Genomic DNA, 17,119 nt, shown 5'->3' on the forward strand with positions numbered 1-17,119 from the left:
TTATCATACCGCTCCGCGCCCTTACAAGGCATCCGGGCAAAAAATACGGTCTCTCAGTGGAAAAATTTCCATACCTGTTCCGCTGCGCTCCGGTTCATGGCTGCCACGGCTGCCAGAGCCTCCACGTCCGCCTCCCGGATAGCCTCCAGGGACTGGAAATGACGCATCAGGGCCTTTCTTCTGGCCGGTCCGATGCCTTCGATATCGTCCAGTACCGAATGTACCTGTTCCTTGCTGCGAAGCGAACGATGGTACTCGATGGCAAAACGATGAGCCTCGTCCTGAATCCGGGTGATCAGCCGGAAGCCCTCTGAGTTCCGATCAATGGGCAGTTCCATATTATTATAATAGAGGCCGCGGGTGCGGTGGTTATCGTCTTTTACCATGCCGCAGACCGGGATGTCAAGCCCCAGTTCCTCCAGCACCTGCAAAGCGATATTGACCTGGCCCCGGCCTCCGTCCATCATCAGCAAATCCGGGAACTTGGTGAAGCTGCCCATTTCCTCGGGCATGTCTTTCTCCTTCAGCTCCCGGCCCTCCTCCAGGCCGTGGGAAAAGCGGCGGGTCAGCACCTCACGCATGCTTGCATAGTCGTCGGGCCCCTTGACCGTACGAATTTTGAACTTTCGGTAATCGCTGCGCTTGGGCTTTCCATGGTCGTAGACGATCATGGAGCCTACGGATTCAAAGCCGTTGGTATTGGAGATATCAAAGGCCTCAATGCGTCGGATGCCCGGAATCCCCAGGATATCGGAGATCTCCTTCATGGCTCCGATGGTGCGGCCCTCCTCCCGCTTAATACGCTCCCGATCCTGGCTCAGAACCAGGCTTGCGTTCTTCTTGGCCAGTTCCACCAGCTTTTCCTTTTCTCCAATCTTCGGCACCCGCAGATAGACCCGATGGCCCTTGCGGGCGGTGAGCCACTGCTCGATCAGTTCCTGATCCTCTATCTCGCACTCCAGCATCAGTTCCCGGGGAATGTAAGGGGTTCCTGCATAGAACTGCTTGATGAAGCTGCCCAGAATCGCGCTTTTGGGTTCGCCCTCGTAAGTTTTCAGATAAAAATGGTCTCTGCCTATGAGACGGCCGTCCCGGATGAAAAATACCTGGACGACCGCGTCCCAGCCGTCGGCAGACATGGCGATGATATCTTTATCTTCCATATCGCTGTTGGTGATCTTCTGTTTCTGGGCGATCTGCCGGACGCTGTTCAAGAGTTCCCGGTACTCAATAGCTTTTTCGAATTCCATGGCGTCGGAGGCTGCCTTCATTTTCTCTTCCAGCTCTTTTAGCAGCGGAGCGTAATTACCGTTCAGGAAATCCAGGACTTTGGCGATGTTTTTCCCATATTCCTCCTGGGAAATGTAGCCCTGGCAGGGGGCGTCGCACTGGTGGATGTGGTAGTTCAGGCAGGGGCGGTCTTTGCCGATGTCACGGGGCAAGACTCTGTGACAGGTGCGAATTTTGTAGAGCTTATGGATGAGCTCGATGGTATCCTTGACGGCTCCGGCGCTGGTGTAGGGGCCGTAGTAGCGGGCTTTGTCTTTTTTCAGGGTGCGGGAAAAGAGGACGCGGGGATAGGCTTCGTTGGTGGTTACCTTGATGTAGGGGTAGGTTTTGTCGTCCATGAGCATGGTGTTGTATTTGGGGCGATGCTCTTTGATCAGATTACACTCCAGAACCAGAGCTTCCAGCTCAGAATCGGTGATGATGTATTCGAAGCGGGCGATGTGGGTGACCATCTGCTCGATTTTGGGGCCTTTGTTGCGGCTGGACTGGAAGTACTGGCGGACGCGGTTTTTCAGGGAGATGGCTTTTCCGACATAGATGATGGCGTCGGTTTCGTCGTGCATAAGGTAGACGCCGGGTTTGGATGGGAGTTTTTTCAGTTCTTCTTCGATGTTGAATTGCATGAAAGGTGGGGCTCCTTTTTGAAAGGGACGGCCTGCGCCGCAGAATCACCTTCCACGCCCGCCCCAACCAGGTGTCCGCTTAGGAAGGTGATTCTGCAACACAGGCCTGTCTTTGAAAAGTGTTGCTTTATTGATGTGTTTCGTCGATCGGTGCCTCGGTCGGAGCGCCGGCCTCGTCAGGGTCAGGAAGGCCTTTGGCTTCGCGGAAGATCTTCATGAACTCTTTGCCGGTGATAGTCTCTTTCTGAATCAGGAAGTCTGCGATCTTGTCCATGACCTCACGGTTCTCGCTGAGGAGACGCTTGGCTTCCTCGTACGACTTTTTCAGGATCTTCATGACTTCAGTGTCTACTTCGGCTGCGGTAGCGTCGCCGCAGTTCATGACAGTGCGGCCGTTCAGGTATTCGTTTTCCTGGACCTCCAGGCCCATGAGACCAAACTTCTCGGACATGCCGTACTGGGTGACCATGGCGCGGGCCAGGCGGGTGGCCTTTTCGATGTCGTTGGCTGCTCCGGTGGTGACGGTGTCGAAAACGATCTCTTCGGCGGCACGGCCGGCCAGGAGGCCTACCAGCATGGCATCGATCTCTTTTTTGGTGTTCAGGTACTTTTCTTCTTCCGGAACCTGCATCACGTAGCCCAGGGCACCCATGGTTCTCGGTACGATGGTGATTTTCTGGACGGGCTCGGCGTCTTTTTGGAGGGCGCTGACCAGAGCGTGGCCTACCTCGTGATAGGACACGATGCGGCGCTCTTCCTTACTCATGATGCGGTCTTTCTTTTCCTTACCTACCAGAACGACTTCCACGGACTCGAAGAGATCTTTCTGGGATACGGCCTGGCGGCCGTTCTTGACTGCCAGGATGGCTGCCTCGTTGATCATATTGGCCAGATCGGAACCTACGGCTCCGCTGGTGGCCAGGGCGATGGCGTCCAGATCTACGGTCTCGTCCATCTTTACATTCTTGGAATGAACCTTCAGGATATCCACACGGCCCTTCAGGTCAGGTCTGTCCACGATGATACGGCGGTCGAAACGGCCGGGACGCAGAAGCGCCGGATCCAGGACCTCGGGACGGTTCGTGGCTCCCAGTACCAGGCAGGCGGTGTGGCTGTCGAAGCCGTCCATCTCTGCCAGCAGCTGGTTCAGGGTCTGCTCGCGCTCGTCATTGCCGCCGCCCAGTCGGCCGTCGCGGCTCTTACCGATGGCGTCGATCTCATCGATGAAAATGATACAGGGGGAATGCTTCTTCGCTTCCTGGAACAAATCCCGGACACGGGAAGCTCCCACGCCCACAAACATCTCTACAAAGTCGGAACCGGACAGTGAAAAGAAGGGCACATGGGCCTCTCCCGCCACTGCCTTGGCAAGCAGGGTCTTTCCGGTACCCGGGGGGCCCACCAGCAGGGCTCCCTTGGGGAGCTTCGCTCCGATCTTGGCGTATTTGCCCGGATTGTGCAGGAAGTCTACCACCTCCTGAAGGGATTCCTTGGCTTCCTCTTCGCCTGCCACGTCCTTAAAGGTGACGCCGGTATCTTTTTCGATATAAACCTTAGCCTTGCTCTTGCCCACGTTCATACCCATCATACCACCGCCGCCTCCGCCCATCCGGCGCATAATAAAGCCGAAGGCTGCCCAGAGCAGCACGATGGGAAGGATGATATTCACCACGGCGGACAGAATCAGAGCCTTCATGTCCTCGATGGGCGCGGAATACTCGATTCCTGCCTTTTCCAGACGCTGCTGGAGCTCATAATCCGGCACAATTCCAGTGGTATAGGTCTGCTGTCTGCCCAGAGCGTCTTTATCCTTGGCTGTGATCTTCAGGCTGCTGGAGCTGATCTCCACCTTCTCCACCTTGCCGTCGTCCAGCATCTGGATGAATTCGTTGTAGGTAATGGTGCTACTGCTGTTTCCCATATTTCCCACGTAATTCCAGAACAGGATCGCCACCATAGCGATAATCAGAAACATCAGGATACTCTGACGGTTCTTCGGGTTCTTATTGTTATCTCCGCCTCCGGAGGGGCGGTTGGAATGGTTGTTATGTTCTTCCATATTTCTCCTCCTTGTACGCTATGACCTGAAACCATGGGACAAGCTCCGTAATCATAACACTTCTATTATAATGTGAGGAAAAGGAGAAAGCAATACGAAAACTCTGAAATTTCTGTAAACTGGCTCTTTGGTCTGCCGGGATTTTTCTGCTATTTCCGCTGATTTTCCCTAATATTTTTGGCGCTGTTTATCTGGATTTTTTCAATTCACAGTAGTATAATAATTCAGTTATTTTTATGTAACAGGATTCTTTCTTTATTACCTATTATCCCACTATTAAATATCATTCTTTATAAGGAGGTAACGCACATGCCTGTTAAATACGTCTTCGTCACCGGCGGAGTGGTATCCGGTCTCGGTAAGGGTATCACGGCAGCATCTCTCGGCCGTCTTCTGAAGGCCCGGGGCTACAAGGTGACCATGCAGAAGTTTGACCCCTACATTAATATCGACCCCGGTACCATGAATCCCGTCCAGCACGGCGAGGTTTTTGTAACCGACGACGGCGCCGAAACAGACCTGGATCTGGGGCACTATGAGCGCTTTATCGATGAATCTCTAACGAAAAATTCCAATGTCACCACCGGTAAAATCTACTGGTCTGTTCTGCACAAGGAGCGCCGCGGCGATTACGGCGGAGGCACCGTGCAGGTTATCCCCCATATTACCAACGAAATCAAAAGTCGTTTTTACCGCAATTTCAATGAGCATGAAACACATATTGCCATCATCGAGGTGGGCGGCACCGTGGGCGACATCGAGAGTCAGCCGTTCCTGGAGGCCATTCGTCAGTTCCAGCACGATGTGGGACATGAGAACGCCATTCTGATTCATGTGACCCTGATTCCTTATATTAAGGCTTCCGGTGAACTGAAGACCAAGCCGACACAGGCTTCCGTCAAGGATCTGCAGGGCATGGGTATCTGGCCGGATATTCTGGTGTGCCGGAGCGAACATCCTCTGGACAACCATCTGAAGGACAAGATTGCGCTGTTCTGTAATGTGCCCAGCTCCCACGTACTCCAGAATCTGGATGTGGAGTACCTTTATGAGGCTCCCCTGGCTATGGAGAAGGAGCATCTGGCCCAGGTAGCCTGCGAATGTCTGCACCTACCCTGTCCGGAGCCGGATCTGACCGACTGGACCTCTATGGTGGAGGCCCTTCGTCATCCCACTTCCAAAGTACACATTGCTATCGTCGGAAAATACATTCAGCTTCATGACGCTTACATCAGTGTCGTGGAGGCTCTGAAGCACGGCGGTATCGCCAGCCACTCGGTGGTTGAGCTGAAATGGGTAGATTCTGAGCTGGTCAATGACACCAATGCAGCGGAATATCTGTCCGATGTGGACGGCATCCTGGTACCGGGCGGCTTCGGCGACCGCGGTATCGAGGGCAAGATCAGTGCGATTCGGTATGCCCGCGAAAATAATATCCCGTTCCTGGGCCTGTGTCTGGGTATGCAAATGGCCATCGTAGAGTTTGCCCGCCATGTGATCGGATATGAGGACGCTCACAGTGTGGAGCTGGATCCGAATACGACCCATCCGATGATTCATCTGATGCCGGATCAGGACGGCGTGGAGGATATCGGCGGTACTCTTCGGCTGGGCTCCTATCCCTGTATCCTGGATAAAGATACGAAAGCGTATGAACTGTATGGCGAGGAAACCATTCATGAGCGTCACCGGCATCGGTATGAGGTCAACAATGATTACCGTGAGGTGCTTCGCCAGTCCGGTATGACCCTGTCCGGTATCTCCCCGGATGGCCGTATCGTGGAAATGATTGAACTGAAAGATCATCCGTTCTTCCTGGCTACCCAGGCGCATCCGGAGCTGAAGTCCAGACCGAACCGGCCGCATCCGCTGTTCCGTGGGTTTGTGGCTGCGGCGCTGGAGTATCAGGGAGCGCATAATAAATAGCGGGCATCCGGTGAGCTGTTATTCATAGCCAAACCTCAATCTCCTTGTACTTAGAGTATATGAAGTTTTTGCTTTATCTTGTGGTTTGCGAATATCCGTATATATAAAAAAGCCCTTTGAGAAAAGGATTTCTCCTCTCTCAAAGGGCAAGTTACTTTTATTTGCAGTTACATGAATTTTACTGATATCCTTGTTTAATTCGTTAAGCATATCACTAATAGCAGCTTCTTCTCTTCCTAATGCATGCTCAGCAAACTGTTCATCTAATAATTTCTCATAACCCTATATTTGTCAGGTTTTGTTAGGCACTCTAAAGCAAATGCTTGAATATCTGTGTTTCTACGCTTATAGCATTTAAGTCACATTTTATCTAAAATTTCATCCACATATTTGTCTATATCCTCGGGAACACCCTGCTTGAGTATCCCGCATTTCGGACAACTGAGCATGGTCATCAATTTACGTTCCTTATTCAGAAATTCAGATTGAAATGTCCAAAGTGTAATGCTATCCCATACCCGCCTGGGAGTTACTTTTCCAGCAAATTCTTTACCCATAATCATTGCATGGTTCCAATCGAACCGGCACAAGCTATAGGTACCGTTGGAATTAATGCACATCTCATAGAACACATAGGGACAGACCATCACTTCTCGGGATTTTCCACCCAATAAGGTTACTGATTCATCCACATCGACCCCCATTTCCTGGTATTTGGGCCAGTATTCAATAGTATGTTCCACGGAAATACCGTCTGCAATGTTGCCAAAGGTATTATAGAATTGTTCTTCTTGCTCCTGAGTTAAATTGTCGCCACAGATTTTAATGTTTACTTCACATTGATTACGATGGGCGTAGAAAAAGGAAATGTTTTCCACATATTTCTCGTAATCCAAATTTATGCCGGAGAACTCTTTATACTGCTGGGCATTCATACCCTCTACTGAGATATTGATACGATCAAGTCCAGCATTGATGATTTCCAGACTCCGCTCTGGTGTCAGCAAAGCGCCATTGGTAGTAGTGTCTACGCGCAATACCTTCGGTGATGCCTTGGCATAACGCACCATTTCTGCAAAGTGGGGGTTCAGTAACGGCTCCCCCTCTTTATAGAGTCGGATTACCCTGATGGGGTCCTCAAACTCGGAAAGCGAATCAATGATTTCTTTATAAAGGGTCATATCCATGGGTCCATGACCACGACCCGGTGTCTTTTTCATCAAATCCAGATTTCCAGAAGGACAGAATTTGCACCGGAAATTACATGTGTCGCAAGGATCGATATAAATAACATATGGTGTCCGAAGCGGAATTGCTTCCTTTAGTTCAACAGGATCATGAAGATCAATCCTAGGAGTATATTTTGCTTGAATACCTGACTGACATAATGTATTTACCTCCACCTGATATCTGTCAAAATCCTCGGATGCCATGATTGCTTTGATTTTACTTAAGGGAAATTCCAGTTCCCGATACAATAGAATCTGATGCAAGTGCTCCAGACTTCGCTCATTATATAACCGATATCCTGCGTCTGTGTATGCCGCAGGGGGTAGGAGACCGATTTTATCATAGTATTGCAATGTGCGAACACTTGTTTCCGTTAAATTGGCCAATTCTTTTACAGTCATCATAGCTGGCACCTCCCTCGCAGTGAATCTATCATAAACTATAACGTTACGTAATAATCAAGTCCTAAAGCAGAATATGATAACAGATTTTTTATGAGATCAAGAAATCAATACGCACTCCACTTACCAGCATACTTGCAGCGTATGCGCTCCGAGAACCAGATCCTTTAAATAGGCTTTCGCTTCTTCCAGGTTCGCGATCGCGTAAAATCGGGAAGTAGGATTCATTCCCAGTCCTGCTATCTGTGGGAAAATATACCACATCCAGTGCGTCCGTTTGTATCCGGCCCTTACTTCCGCAAGAGCCTTCTGATAATTATTTGCGTGTGCTTCGGAAAATCTGGTTAAATCAAAGGTTTTATTTGACATAGTTGGTTTCTTCTCCCTTCTTCGTAATGCCTAATTTTCACTTATACCATGATTTTAGGCTTATCTATATCACACTTTTCTCTATATCTCCGCCAATAATAATCCGTCATCCTATATTCTATCACGTCTCCCATCTGTTCCGCAAAAGCAGGATTTTTTATTACCTCCCGCATTTCTTCCCGCAGCATCAGGGTTTCGCTGTCTTTCTTAAGCAAAAATCCCTTTCCTGACTTTAACAGATAGTATATCGGCATACTCCAGATTTTCTTTAAATGCTCCTGATCGGAAATCTGACAATACTCTTCGTAATTCATACCGGGATCAATATCCTTCCAATTTGTACCCTTTGAAAAGAATTCCTTCCAGCTTATCAAAAGCTCTTCATTTGAAACTTCCATTCGGATATGCCCATAATTATAAAATGCCGTGAGTACCGGCATCTTATAAACCCTTGTCATATTCGTATTCTCTATCAGACTTCTCCACTTTTAAAGTATGTTGAACGCTATTTTCATTATATTTATCTTCCAGATAATCTACTTTCCTAAGTGGTGCTTCAACTGATAAATACTCTATACATTCTATTGTTTTACGAATTACTTTGTTTTTATTTGCCATACATTCATCTCCTAAACTATCGCTTCCGCATTTTCCAGCATAAAGAGAAATGAAGCTGTAAAATACGCTCGCTTCTCTTTTTCCATTTTGCCAAGCCTTGTATCGATGGATTTACAATCCTCCCGTTTATTTATCCCAAGAATTGTATTTGCATCAACTTTATAAAGTTCCATTAATACATAAAGACTTTTCATACTGAGATTTCTTCCACCCTGTTCCATCTGAATCAATGTGGAAACGCTTAATCCTGTTGCTTCTGATAACTGTGTCAGGGAATATCCTCTATCTTCACGTAGCTTACGGAGTATCGGTCCAACTACATAACCATCATATTTCATCGCTATATCCTCCATCGTCCTTTGCCATTTCTCTTAACATCTCTACAGCTGCATCTTCCCAAGGTGACTGTTAAGCACATCTTCATCTGCCCTTGCAAGATCACCTATGGTTTTGATACCAAATAATGCAAGCTTTCTGTTCGTACTTTTTCCAACGTATAGAAGATCTGCCACCGGATGTGACCATGCCTTCTGCTTAAACTCACTCTTATACATAGTTGTGATTGCATCAGGCTTCTTATAATCTGAACCAAGCTTTGCAAATATCTTATTAAAAGAAACACCAACACTCACTGTGATGCCAAGCTCTGACTTCATTCTCCTGCTGATTTCCTGTGCGATAAGCAATCCATCCCCTTTAAGGGAACTGCTCCCTGTCACATCAAGCCAGCACTCATCAATCCCATATGGTTCCTGTCTGTCCGTATATTCTGCATATATCTCATGAGCCATCCTTGAGAACCGAAGATATAAATCCATTCTTGGTGATACAAATGTTATGTCAGGGCAGATCTGCTTTGCCTGCCAGAGTGCCATTCCTGTTTTCACACCGTACTTCTTGGCAATATAGTCAGCTGTTAAGACAATCCCATGTCTTGCCTCCGGGTCTCCGCCTACTGCCAATGGCTTTCCTGCAAGCTCCGGATGATGCAGATGTTCAATCGAAGCATAACAACAGTTGATATCCGAATGAAGTATTACCCTGTCTCCCATCTGCATCACCTCCTGCATTTAATCTGTCATTACCATAACCTTTAGTCCAAGTATATGAGTAATGTTTCTTACAGGGCATAGTATAACCCCAAGAATAATAGACTGTCAACGGACACATGTGTCCTTTTTCTCATTATATTGGATTTTAAGCTTGAATAATTGGTACTGTTGCTATATACTATGGAGTGAAAAGAGACATTAGAAATCAACAAAATGAAAGAAAAGAGGCGTATGTATGTACTCAATCGGAGAAATCATTTCAACATATAGAAAAAAGAAAGGCTTGCTCCAGCAGGATCTCGCTGATGAACTGGCAAAGGAAGGCATTACCATTTCCTATAAAGCCATATCCAACTGGGAGAGAAATCTTGCTGAGCCGAGCGTTACCATATTTTACAAAGTGTGTAGAATCCTTGATATTACTAACATGTATGAGGCATATTTTGGAGTAAATCCTGCCGATCCTTTTTCATCACTTACTGATGAAGGCAGGGAAAAAGCTATGGACTACATCAATCTGCTCCATGCATCCGGTATGTATGAAAAGCAAATGGCTAAAATTATTCCGTTCCGCTGCATTGATATATTTGAAAATGCAGTATCAGCCGGAACCGGTAACTTCCTTGTAGACGGACCGAAAGAGACTGTACGCATAGATGAATCTATCCTGCCGGAAGATACTACTTTCGGTGTACGCATTAGTGGTGACAGTATGGAACCTGAATTCCACGATGGTCAGATTGCATGGGTATTACAACAGGAATCTGTTGCTAATGGAGAAATCGGCATCTTCGCTCTAAACGGAGAAGCCTACATCAAGAAATTGCAAAACGATAAAGACGGAATCTTCCTTATCTCGCTTAATGAAAAGTATGCACCTATCAAGGTTGGAGAAAACGACCGCTTAGACATATTTGGAAAAGTTCTTGGAAAATCTGATGCTTCTGCTATTACAGGACATTGCCGATAAAGCATTGCCGATAAAATTGCAAGTCTTTTTTATTGGACACATTATTTTGCATAATTGACAATAAGAAAATATCTATAGAACTGAAAGAAGGGATTTTTATGGCAGTTACCAATAATATCAGAGAAATCCGGGAACAGCGTGGCATTTACCAGGATGACCTTGCCGCTGCTATCGGATACAGCACCAAAACTGTCGGCAGGATAGAACGTGGGGACAGCACCCCATCTGCCGAGTTTATGCTGCGGATTTCTAAATACTTTAATATGCTGGTGGAAGATGTCTTCCATGTAGAAGATTGAGCTGGATATTATGTCCAACTCATCTTCTCAGCTCCGCAAACTGAAATTAGTCAAGCTTCTTTGGCAATTTGCTTTCTTCAACTGGTACTGCTTCAAGATCAATTGAGGTCCAATATGAACCAATATCATAAAAAAAGACAGCACCAATCAATGGCACTGCCTCTTTTCTTACTTCTTAATTATTTCATTTTAATTTCAGATACTTATTCTTCCTCTGAACCACTCTTTTTCCTTACATAGAATACGGCTCCAAAAACAATCAGTATAATACAGATACCTATAATAATGATTATCGTATTATTCCATGCATATTTTGAAGTGCTGTCATCTGTCTTAGACGCAGGAATGGTTTCATCAGATTTGTTGTCTGTCTGACTGTTATCACTCATAATCTTGGCATCAACAACAATCGTGTAATCTGATGCATGGGTAAATTCAAGTTCCACATTTCCCTCCGGATCAATCTGTCCGGCGCTGATAAATTCCAGTTGATATTTCACATATTTTAGGAAATTTAATAACTGTTATATTTGATTATCAAATTCTTCGCAAACCCTTGAAAATACTAAGTTTGTAGCAAGTGAACTTTCCCTTACTCTTTCCCTTGTGTTACATTTTCCCATTGCTTTTCATGAACCTTAATATGGGAAAAATTAAGGGAAAGAAAATTTCATAACACAATATAACATATAACAATAACGACATGGTGAACTGATTGAAATGTTTTCGATATTTAACTCTGTAACTGATTATCAAAAGAAAATGGAGATAAGATACGATGAGAACAATTTATGCAGAATATAATATAAACCACGATAGTATTGATGTTTACACAAGTGCTGGATATATGCTTCGCATTGATTGCTGGGAAGCTGAAAAAAATTTAAAAACCACATATGGATCAGAATGTGCGCTTACTTCATTGGCTGTGGATGAGCCTTTGGAATATGCAAGATTATATCTTGATGGCAATTTACAGATGTGGGTGGATACAGAAGATTCATTAGAACTTTATTAAGCAAGAAGTGAGATAGTGTTGTAGGGAGTTTCCTGTAGTTAAAGATACCACACCCGATATGATGAACCCACGCTTATACACTACCAGCTATGATAAAAGAAAGGACAGCAATTTGACACTGCTGTCCTTTCTTTTATAAAATTGCAGTACACAGAAAAAAGCTGTAAAATGAAAAATATATTTGTCCTTGTAACAATTCTCGGACATTTGCCTGTTATACTATCTGCAAAAAGAAAAGGAAGTGATAATATGAAGCATATTTTAATTGTCGAAGATGATAATCTTTTGAATAAAACGCTTACTTATAATTTGGAATTGGACGGTTACACAATAACTTCTGTTCTGAATGCAAGGACAGCCGCTGAATCATTAAAAACAAACATTTTTGATTTGGTATTGCTGGATATAAATTTACCAGACGGAAATGGTTATGACCTATGCCGTCTTATCAAGCCAGAGCATCCTGATACAGTAGTTATATTTCTAACTGCCAACGATCAGGAAAGCAATCAGATACGGGGATATGAAGCTGGTGCAGTGGATTATATCACGAAACCTTTTTCGATTAGTGCTTTGCAGCGAAAAATCAAAGCCATGTTCGCTATGTTGGAGCATCACAAACCAGCTAAGGATATTTACGAGGATGGTAGCTTGTTTCTGGATTTTTCGGAACAATTTGCAAGTTTGAACGGGAAACCATTAGCACTTTCTGCGATGGAATATAAAATGTTGAACCTATTTCTTAAAAATCCGAAGCAGGTACTTACTCGCCAACAATTTTTAGAAAAACTGTGGGATGTTGATGAAAAATATGTAGATGAACATACCCTTACTACTTCTATCAGCCGTATTCGCAGTAAGATTGAAGCGGATGGCGACACATATATCAAAACGGTTTATGGTATGGGGTATCAATGGACAGGAGGCGAAAAGAAATGAATCTGAATAACCTTTCTGCTAAGAAAATTTGTAGACTGGTTAGTGCTGGCATGGTTTTCTCTATGCTGGTAATTACCGGTATTTTCGGCGGTATAATGCAGGATATACGAATTTTTATAGTGGGTGGAACATTGACACTCTGTGCGTTTTTCTGGATTTGGCTATTGGTGCTGATTTTTGGAAAACGCCTTTCTCATTTTACTTCTAATTTGTGCCGGACGCTGGACAACATGATTGATGGAAACGAGGAATTACAAAAGTCAAATGATAGTGAAACTCTTTTTGCCCGTATCAACCACCGCTTAATTCGGTTGTATGAGATTATGCAGAAAAACCGGCACAAGGTAGACATGGAACGACAGGAGCTTCAAATGCTGATTTCTGATATTTCACATCAAGTTAAAACGCCTGTCAGCAATTTGCAAATGGTAACGGACACACTTTTAACAAAGCCTGTTTCAGAAGAAGAACGGATGGACTTTTTACAAGGCATACGTAGTCAGACTGATAAACTGGATTTTCTGTTCCAAGCACTGGTTAAAACGTCCCGGTTGGAAACCGGAGCAATACGATTAGAAAAGAAAGACAGCAGCTTATTCCATACGCTTGCACAAGCCATGAGCAGTATTGTATATGCCGCAGAGAAAAAAGAAATTGCTGTATCCGTGGATTGCCCGGAAAATTTGATAATCTCCCATGACAGCAAGTGGACAAGCGAAGCCCTTTTCAATCTGCTGGACAATGCAGTAAAATACACTCCGTCAGGTGGAAAGATTTCTGTATCAGTGGTTCAGTGGGAAATGTACGTAGAGGTCAAAGTGACCGACACCGGCAAGGGCATTTCAGAAAGCAATCAGGCTGCCATCTTCCGGCGCTTCTATCGTGAGGAAGAAGTACACGATCAACAGGGTGTGGGAATAGGTTTGTATTTGGCTCGTGAGATTGTAACAAGGCAAGGGGGCTATATCAAGGTTGTTTCAGAGCTGAGGCAAGGCTCAGAATTTTCTATTATGCTTCCTGTAAGGTAAGATATAACCACTTTTTTTGAAATGTCCGAGCGTTGTAACATTTCACTCTGATTTTCGATAAAAATTTTTTCTATCTCGGACATTTGTGTAACATTTGTGGTTTACAATGGCTTTATCAACAGATAGAAAGCCTTGAAAGGAGCATTTGAATATGAGCATTTTACAAACAATCGACTTAAAGAAGTATTACGGCACAGAACCAAATATTACTCGTGCCCTTAATGGTGTAAATTTTACTGTGGAACAGGGAGAATTTGTTGCCGTAGTTGGAACTTCCGGCAGCGGTAAGTCTACATTGCTTCACATGATGGGAGGACTTGATACCCCCACTTCCGGCAGCGTGATTGTACGGGGAGAAGAACTCGCAAAAAAGAATGATGATGAATTGACAATTTTCCGCCGTCGTAACATCGGATTTATCTTCCAAAATTATAATCTGGTTCCGATTTTGAATGTATATGAAAATATCGTCCTGCCTGTGGAACTGGATGGCGATACAGTAGACCAGAAATTTATGGACGAAGTTGTGTATATGTTGGCTTTAGAAGATAAACTGGAAAATATGCCGAACAATCTTTCAGGCGGTCAACAGCAACGTGTAGCGATTGCACGAGCTTTAATTACGAAGCCTGCGATTATCCTTGCTGATGAACCGACCGGAAATCTTGATAGCAAGACCAGTGCAGATGTGTTAGGGCTTTTGAAGCATACCAGCGGAGAATTTAATCAGACCATTGTAATGATTACTCACAACAACGAGATCGCTCAACTCGCAGACCGCATTGTACGGATTGAAGATGGTAAAATTGTTGGCTAAAGGAGGTGGGAATTATGAATTATCCTTTTGAAAATGATACCAGTGCAGTAATTAAAAAATTAGCACGAAAAAGTGTGCGTTTTGATAAGAAGAAAAACTTATTTTGCCTTTCGGCAATTATTGTAGCCGTTGCTATGATAATGATGTCGTTGCTCACAGTGCAAAATATCATTTATCAAAATCAGAAAGAAATCGAAGGATTACATCAAGGGATTTTCTTTGACATTACGCAGGACAGTAAAGAAAAGTTGTTAGCAAACGAAGAAGTAAAAAGTGTAGGACTTTCCTGTAATATCAAAACAGTGAAAGAAAATTCTAAAGAACTGTCTCTGATTTATTATGATGATGACATGCTTAGTTTGATTCCTGCCTTTGACGGAAAATATCCAGAGAAAGCAAGTGAAATTGCTGTTACAGATGCCTTTTTTGCCAGTGAAAATAAGTCTCCGGAAATCAACGCCATAGTTCAGTTGAATCTGGATGGTACTTTGAAGAATTATACTATTGTTGGTATTTATCATGATAAAACTTCTACCGCTTATCCTGTTTTTGTTTCACTTGAAAAATGCCGGGAATTACGTGGAAATAACCTGCTTAATGGATATGTTTGGCTTGAAAATGCAGATACCCTTACAAAAGACGAAGCAACAGAAATATTATCTCAAATTTCAGAGGAGACTGGACTGAATAATTGGACAGTCAGCAGTTACTATGATTATGTAAATACAACTTTGTCCTTCAGTAATTATGCGGTATATGGTGTAGTTGCTGCCATTTTGTTTTTAGCTGCCGCACTTGTAATTTACAGCATTTTCTATATTTCGGTTGGACAAAAAGTTGCTGAGTTCGGACAGCTTCGGACAATAGGGGCAAGTAAAAAGCAAATTTATAAAATAGTTCTTAAACAGGGTTATATGCTTGCAGTTCCGGGGATTTTAATTGGTAGTATCATGGGAACGATCATCAGCTATTGTCTGCAATCAAAAGGCTGGTCAGTATTTGCATTTATTGTTTCTCTATGTGGCGCATGCCTTTTTGGAATACTGCTTGTTTATATTAGTGTTCGTAAACCAGCAAAAATTGCAGCGAATACTTCTCCAATTTCCGCCCTGAAAAATCCAGTGGGAATTGTAAATTACCGCACTCACAAAAGACATCGTATTACGCCTGTATATTTAGCGAAAATCAGCTTTTCCAGAAACAGAAAAAAATCTCTATTGACCATTTTATCATTGGGACTGTGCGGAGTTATATTTTTCCTTGCAGCAAGTTATCAGAGTTCTTTTAATGCCGAGAGTATGGCTCGTTATTGGGATATGAAGTACGGAGATTTCAAAATCAGCATTGATTTAGAAAACGAAAGTGAAAATTTGGATGCTCTCTTGCAGAAAGAATATTTTTCTGATTATGTAAAGCGTGTTGGAGATATAGAGGGAGTTAGCAATATATTTACTTATGCTACCGTACCAGTTGATTTCTCAACAGACAATGATATTTCAGATAGCACCTTGATGCTCGGCTATAATGAAAAGGATTTGGCGTCGCTAAATGCAGCGGTTTTGTCTGGAAATATTACTGATGATACAGAATTAGTTGTAAGTGATCCCGAACGTATTTATGATGTTTACCATTGGAAACCTCAAATTGGGGATACTGTGACCTTTAATTTCAAAAATCATAGTGGTAAAACAATAACAAAAGCATTCAAAATTGGTGCAATCACTTCCAGCAATGATGGAATGGGTGGCTATATTTTCAGAATGCCGGAAAATATGCTCAAAGAACTTGCAGGTTATGACTGTACATACGCAATCGAAATACAAGCAGAAACTGAATATCAGGAGATAATCGAGCAAGAACTCAAATTACTCGTTTCTGACAATAGGGATGTTCGCTTACAAACCCTTCAAGATTTTATTGTAGAACACCAATCAGACAATCGTGCAGGTTTTACATTAGCTTATGCGATTGCAGCCATCTTGTGGATATTTGCGGTCATCAATCAAATCAATCTTACTGTGACAAATCTTTTATCACAGAAACAGGAAATGGGCACACTAAAATCTATTGGTATGACAAATAAGCAGTTGAAGCAAGCATTTATGATGGAAGGTCTTTTTACTACTTTGATTGCATTGCTTATAACTGCTGTTGTTGGAATCCCCGGCGGATATGCAATCGGTATATTTTTGAAAAATGCAGGCATGTCTACGGGATTTGTATTTCCGGTTGTTGCTTTTACTCTTTTTGCTGTTGCTATGTTTATGCTTGAAAGTTTGATGACAATATTGCTTATTCATTCATGGAAGAAGCAATCTGTTATTGCAATAATGCGAAATTGATGATAGAAAGCTTTTCATATCTCGGTCAGCTCCACAATTACATTACTCTGCTGATACAGCCAGTCCGTAAATTCTTTCGGGCTGGCTGTTCCTGTTTTTACAGCCTTTTTTCTCTGTAATACTTCTTTTCATACAGTA

At 43.9% G+C, this 17,119-nt stretch carries 16 protein-coding genes and 1 pseudogene; 8 read left to right on the forward strand and 9 right to left on the reverse strand.

The genetic code is table 11. The features are described 5' to 3' along the window. Positions 1–53: 53 nt before the first annotated feature. Together uvrC and ftsH are read right to left on the reverse strand one after the other, a co-directional pair. On the reverse strand, positions 54–1,913 hold the full coding sequence (gene uvrC / locus H8S44_RS00355) for an excinuclease ABC subunit UvrC (RefSeq protein ID WP_186872934.1): 1,860 nt from the start codon (positions 1,911–1,913) through the stop codon (positions 54–56). Positions 1,914–2,040: 127 nt separating this feature from the next. After that, positions 2,041–3,972 carry an ATP-dependent zinc metalloprotease FtsH gene (gene ftsH / locus H8S44_RS00360; protein ID WP_186872933.1) on the reverse strand — a complete coding sequence of 644 codons (1,932 nt, stop codon included), beginning with the start codon at positions 3,970–3,972 and terminating at the stop codon, positions 2,041–2,043. Positions 3,973–4,281: 309 nt separating this feature from the next. On the opposite strand from ftsH, the gene H8S44_RS00365 reads away from it, so the two are divergent. Then, positions 4,282–5,898, forward strand: coding sequence for a CTP synthase (locus tag H8S44_RS00365; protein WP_186872932.1), 1,617 nt, complete (start codon positions 4,282–4,284; stop codon positions 5,896–5,898). Positions 5,899–6,257: 359 nt separating this feature from the next. Here H8S44_RS00365 and H8S44_RS00370 read toward each other — a convergent pair whose 3' ends face one another. The 6 genes and pseudogenes from H8S44_RS00370 to H8S44_RS00395 all read right to left on the reverse strand — a co-directional run. Further along, the gene (locus tag H8S44_RS00370) at positions 6,258–7,532 is read right to left on the reverse strand and encodes a radical SAM protein (RefSeq protein WP_186872931.1); all 1,275 of its coding nucleotides are present in this window, start codon (positions 7,530–7,532) and stop codon (positions 6,258–6,260) included. Positions 7,533–7,652: 120 nt separating this feature from the next. Beyond that, the gene (locus H8S44_RS00375; RefSeq protein WP_186872930.1) at positions 7,653–7,898 is read right to left on the reverse strand and encodes a DUF1810 family protein; all 246 of its coding nucleotides are present in this window, start codon (positions 7,896–7,898) and stop codon (positions 7,653–7,655) included. Between the two features lie 41 nt (positions 7,899–7,939). Further along, on the reverse strand, positions 7,940–8,356 hold the full coding sequence (locus tag H8S44_RS00380; RefSeq protein WP_186872929.1) for a hypothetical protein: 417 nt from the start codon (positions 8,354–8,356) through the stop codon (positions 7,940–7,942). Further along, positions 8,340–8,516, reverse strand: coding sequence for a hypothetical protein (locus H8S44_RS00385; protein WP_186872928.1), 177 nt, complete (start codon positions 8,514–8,516; stop codon positions 8,340–8,342). Before H8S44_RS00385 ends, H8S44_RS00380 begins: the two co-directional genes overlap by 17 nt. Before the next feature lie 11 nt (positions 8,517–8,527). Further along, on the reverse strand, positions 8,528–8,854 hold the full coding sequence (locus H8S44_RS00390; RefSeq protein ID WP_118024789.1) for a helix-turn-helix domain-containing protein: 327 nt from the start codon (positions 8,852–8,854) through the stop codon (positions 8,528–8,530). 51 nt (positions 8,855–8,905) lie between these two features. Continuing rightward, positions 8,906–9,568, reverse strand: a pseudogene (locus H8S44_RS00395) (DNA polymerase Y family protein); the annotation flags it as partial. Between the two features lie 235 nt (positions 9,569–9,803). Between H8S44_RS00395 and H8S44_RS00400 the strand changes: the two are divergent. Together H8S44_RS00400 and H8S44_RS00405 are read left to right on the forward strand one after the other, a co-directional pair. Further along, positions 9,804–10,538 carry a helix-turn-helix domain-containing protein gene (locus H8S44_RS00400; RefSeq protein ID WP_186872927.1) on the forward strand — a complete coding sequence of 245 codons (735 nt, stop codon included), beginning with the start codon at positions 9,804–9,806 and terminating at the stop codon, positions 10,536–10,538. Positions 10,539–10,636: 98 nt separating this feature from the next. After that, entirely contained in the window at positions 10,637–10,837 is a 201-nt protein-coding gene (locus H8S44_RS00405) for a helix-turn-helix transcriptional regulator (RefSeq protein WP_004611564.1), read from the forward strand. A gap of 203 nt (positions 10,838–11,040) precedes the next feature. On the opposite strand, the gene H8S44_RS00410 is transcribed toward H8S44_RS00405, so the two are convergent. Then, positions 11,041–11,283 (reverse strand): LPXTG cell wall anchor domain-containing protein, encoded by a 243-nt coding sequence (locus tag H8S44_RS00410; protein WP_186872926.1) that lies wholly within the window; start codon positions 11,281–11,283, stop codon positions 11,041–11,043. Positions 11,284–11,615: 332 nt separating this feature from the next. Between H8S44_RS00410 and H8S44_RS00415 the strand changes: the two genes are divergently transcribed. The 5 genes from H8S44_RS00415 to H8S44_RS00435 all read left to right on the forward strand — a co-directional run bounded on the left by H8S44_RS00415 (position 11,616) and on the right by H8S44_RS00435 (position 16,981). After that, positions 11,616–11,855: a DUF6061 family protein gene (locus H8S44_RS00415; RefSeq protein WP_006859036.1), complete on the forward strand. Its 240-nt coding sequence runs from the start codon at positions 11,616–11,618 to the stop codon at positions 11,853–11,855. Between the two features lie 249 nt (positions 11,856–12,104). Beyond that, on the forward strand, positions 12,105–12,794 hold the full coding sequence (locus H8S44_RS00420) for a response regulator transcription factor (protein ID WP_009265522.1): 690 nt from the start codon (positions 12,105–12,107) through the stop codon (positions 12,792–12,794). Further along, positions 12,791–13,822, forward strand: a complete 1,032-nt coding sequence (locus H8S44_RS00425) for a sensor histidine kinase (protein ID WP_006859034.1) — start codon at positions 12,791–12,793, stop codon at positions 13,820–13,822. The genes H8S44_RS00420 and H8S44_RS00425 overlap by 4 nt, the downstream gene beginning before the upstream one ends. A 151-nt stretch (positions 13,823–13,973) precedes the next feature. Beyond that, a complete protein-coding gene (locus H8S44_RS00430) occupies positions 13,974–14,639 on the forward strand; it encodes an ABC transporter ATP-binding protein (protein ID WP_006859033.1) in 666 nt (221 codons plus the stop codon). A gap of 14 nt (positions 14,640–14,653) precedes the next feature. Next, complete coding sequence (locus H8S44_RS00435) at positions 14,654–16,981, forward strand: ABC transporter permease (RefSeq protein ID WP_117593969.1); 2,328 nt, start codon at positions 14,654–14,656, stop codon at positions 16,979–16,981. The last annotated feature ends 138 nt before the right edge of the window (positions 16,982–17,119 follow it).

It is taken from the genome of Anaerosacchariphilus hominis (genome assembly GCF_014290175.1).
Lineage (GTDB): Bacteria > Bacillota > Clostridia > Lachnospirales > Lachnospiraceae > Laedolimicola > Laedolimicola hominis.

Coding starts and splice junctions, on each gene's coding strand:
- uvrC (WP_186872934.1), bottom strand. CDS start 1,913: ATGCAATTCAACATCGAAGAAGAACTGAAAAAACTCCCATCCAAACCC.
- ftsH (WP_186872933.1), bottom strand. CDS start 3,972: ATGGAAGAACATAACAACCATTCCAACCGCCCCTCCGGAGGCGGAGAT.
- H8S44_RS00365 (WP_186872932.1), top strand. CDS start 4,282: ATGCCTGTTAAATACGTCTTCGTCACCGGCGGAGTGGTATCCGGTCTC.
- H8S44_RS00370 (WP_186872931.1), bottom strand. CDS start 7,532: ATGATGACTGTAAAAGAATTGGCCAATTTAACGGAAACAAGTGTTCGC.
- H8S44_RS00375 (WP_186872930.1), bottom strand. CDS start 7,898: ATGTCAAATAAAACCTTTGATTTAACCAGATTTTCCGAAGCACACGCA.
- H8S44_RS00380 (WP_186872929.1), bottom strand. CDS start 8,356: ATGACAAGGGTTTATAAGATGCCGGTACTCACGGCATTTTATAATTAT.
- H8S44_RS00385 (WP_186872928.1), bottom strand. CDS start 8,516: ATGGCAAATAAAAACAAAGTAATTCGTAAAACAATAGAATGTATAGAG.
- H8S44_RS00390 (WP_118024789.1), bottom strand. CDS start 8,854: ATGAAATATGATGGTTATGTAGTTGGACCGATACTCCGTAAGCTACGT.
- H8S44_RS00400 (WP_186872927.1), top strand. CDS start 9,804: ATGTACTCAATCGGAGAAATCATTTCAACATATAGAAAAAAGAAAGGC.
- H8S44_RS00405 (WP_004611564.1), top strand. CDS start 10,637: ATGGCAGTTACCAATAATATCAGAGAAATCCGGGAACAGCGTGGCATT.
- H8S44_RS00415 (WP_006859036.1), top strand. CDS start 11,616: ATGAGAACAATTTATGCAGAATATAATATAAACCACGATAGTATTGAT.
- H8S44_RS00420 (WP_009265522.1), top strand. CDS start 12,105: ATGAAGCATATTTTAATTGTCGAAGATGATAATCTTTTGAATAAAACG.
- H8S44_RS00425 (WP_006859034.1), top strand. CDS start 12,791: ATGAATCTGAATAACCTTTCTGCTAAGAAAATTTGTAGACTGGTTAGT.
- H8S44_RS00430 (WP_006859033.1), top strand. CDS start 13,974: ATGAGCATTTTACAAACAATCGACTTAAAGAAGTATTACGGCACAGAA.
- H8S44_RS00435 (WP_117593969.1), top strand. CDS start 14,654: ATGAATTATCCTTTTGAAAATGATACCAGTGCAGTAATTAAAAAATTA.